The following is a 2,388-nucleotide window of genomic DNA, read 5'->3' on the forward strand; positions in this document are numbered from 1 at the left end:
CACTCGAAAATCCGGTATCTAAACAGGAATTTAACGGATACTGGATTCCACGTCACAACGCAAAAGTGATGAAACAGGGCCTTGAAGAAAACAAGGCACCATTTCTTCCTGATTCAACAGGAGTAATCAAGGCAGAACCGATCTACAACATGGCAACCGGTTATTGTCTCCCCGCAAACCGCCTTATTCCGGTTCAGTTTGCAAAAATGCAGAACGGCTTCAATTCTAACATTGTCGCAACCCGTACTACCCTTGGTGGCTTGGAAAACGGTATCAAAGAAAATGAAAAAGGCGTTTTCTACAACTTCAAGGACGAACAAGGTGAAATCCACACTTCTAGCCTTTTCTTTGCAGAACAGACTCAGAATCCGGAAGCACTTATCGCCGCTTCAAAAGACAAAATCCAGCAGAAGACAAATCTCAAGGATGTTTCTATGGTGATTGCTTCTAGCGAGCCAAAAGAATACCTCGGTACTTACATGGCAGCCTGCCGCAGCGGAATGAAACTTTCTGTTGATCCTCAGATTGCAGAAGAGTTCAAATCAAAACTCATGCCGACTTTGGAAAACGATTTGAAGAAACAGGAAGAACGTAACAAAGAGCTTCCTACGCTTTCAAATCTGCTTTTTGATGCCGACAAACGCGCGACCGAAATCACAAGGACACTTTCCCAGTCGCAGGCACCGGAGCAGAATCAGGCTCCAAAGCAGCCGAAGAAGCAGACTCAGGACATGGAGATGTGCTTCTAGTCCAAAAACGAAAGTTCCAGAACACTTGCCTGCCCGGGGAGAACTATGGAATACTTTCAGACCGCCTGGCGTGACGGTTCTTCTCTAAACAAAGGTCTTACCTCAGAAGAGTTCTTTTACAACCAGATTTACAACGCTCTGGAAGTAAACGTCGCAAACAGAACTTTACCGTTCTTCAATGCTGACGCAAAATCAATTCCTGTAGAACTTTCTACCGGCAAAATCATAAACGATGAAAACCTCATCGCACTTGAACAGATTTCCTCTAAAAAAGGATATTCTTCAAATGTCTGGATTTATGGCGATGTTCTGGACAAAATGCAGAAAGAAGGCATCTCGCTTAACCTCCGGCGGGATGCCGAACCTGCATTATGTCTCACAAAATATGCAAACTACACTCACCTCAATAAACCGGACCTTTACATAGCCGAAGGCGGAGCTAAAACAAAAGCCCAGTACCTGTACAACTATGATTCTCTGGATGAGCGTTCCAAAAAGGCCGTTGATAAGTACTTTAAGAACGCAGTTGAGGTGAATCAGGTTCATGCAGAAGAAAATCTCAAGAACTATATCGATAACCTCAAAAAATCCAAAAGTCAGGTTCTTCCTCGCCTTGAAGCGATGAAAAGTGCTCTCAAGACTGCAGTACAGAACTCAGAAGCAATCTTAAAGAAAGGGAATCAAAACTGTGACCAGAACGTAAACTTCGCTCCGGTTATAAATGCCCAGATCCGGCACATGTGTCAGGTTAATACCGGCGCAAGACTGAAGAATACTTCAAATCCTGCAATGGAGAACGCCTGCTATGATTTCTTTTCCCAAATCATCACAGATACGAACAAAAATAAAGGTCAGAAATGGATGGTAGGAGAAGCAGTAACAAAAGCCATGTCAGCAGGACTTGAGTATGCAAAATCCTGCACCTCCAAGGACTTTAATCTGGAAGTTCGGAAAAATCGGGAAGAACAGTCAATTAAAACGGAAAAGCTGAAAAAAAGAGGATACGAAGGTTTAAGTTACTAACCTAATTCTACAACACGAGGAACACTATGGCAGAAAACACAGTAACGATGGAAATCATCGACAGCGAACAGTATAAACGCGCAAATATCCGCTTTAACGGAAAGCCTTCTGAAGAGATTCGTGAGGAACTCAAAAAGGAAGGCTGGTTTTATTCGCGCAACCACAATGTCTGGTATCCTAAAAACGATGCAGCAGCAAACAGCCGGGATTTTGCTCAGCACATCCGCGATACCTATTTCCCGGAACAGAAGGAAGAAATCAAAATTATTACTGAAGCAACCGAAAAGGATGAACTTCAGGCGATGATTCAGAACGGCTCTAGCCTTAAAGATATTCTTTCCAAACTCAGCGACATGTACGGCGACAATGCGGTACACGAAGCTTTTAATGAAGTTAGACAGCATATTGATTCAGCTGAAGAAAAGCCGGAAGTTGAGGCTGAAAAGGCGGAAACTCAGGAAATTGAAGAAGAACAGCCTGAATTACCTGAAATGCAAACTACGGATGGCAATCTCTATCCCGATGACGTAAACGCAGCTAAAACAAAACTCGGTGATATTGTCCGCGAAACTTTTCTTACCCTCTCGAAGTCGGATCGTAGCCATGTCGTTCTGTG

The 2,388-nt window shown here is 43.5% G+C and carries 2 protein-coding genes and 1 pseudogene; all 3 read left to right on the forward strand.

Translation table 11 applies throughout. The features are described 5' to 3' along the window. On the forward strand, positions 1-749 hold a 749-nt coding region (locus ACKI5B_RS07295; RefSeq protein ID WP_407427300.1), incomplete at its 5' end, for a hypothetical protein. Between the two features lie 45 nt (positions 750-794). Beyond that, a complete protein-coding gene (locus ACKI5B_RS07300; RefSeq protein ID WP_407427302.1) occupies positions 795-1,772 on the forward strand; it encodes a hypothetical protein in 978 nt (325 codons plus the stop codon). A 26-nt stretch (positions 1,773-1,798) separates the two neighbouring features. Next, positions 1,799-2,388: pseudogene (locus ACKI5B_RS07305) on the forward strand (hypothetical protein); the annotation flags it as partial.

Origin of the sequence: Treponema sp., from assembly GCF_045657965.1 — a bacterium.
Taxonomy (GTDB): domain Bacteria; phylum Spirochaetota; class Spirochaetia; order Treponematales; family Treponemataceae; genus Treponema_D.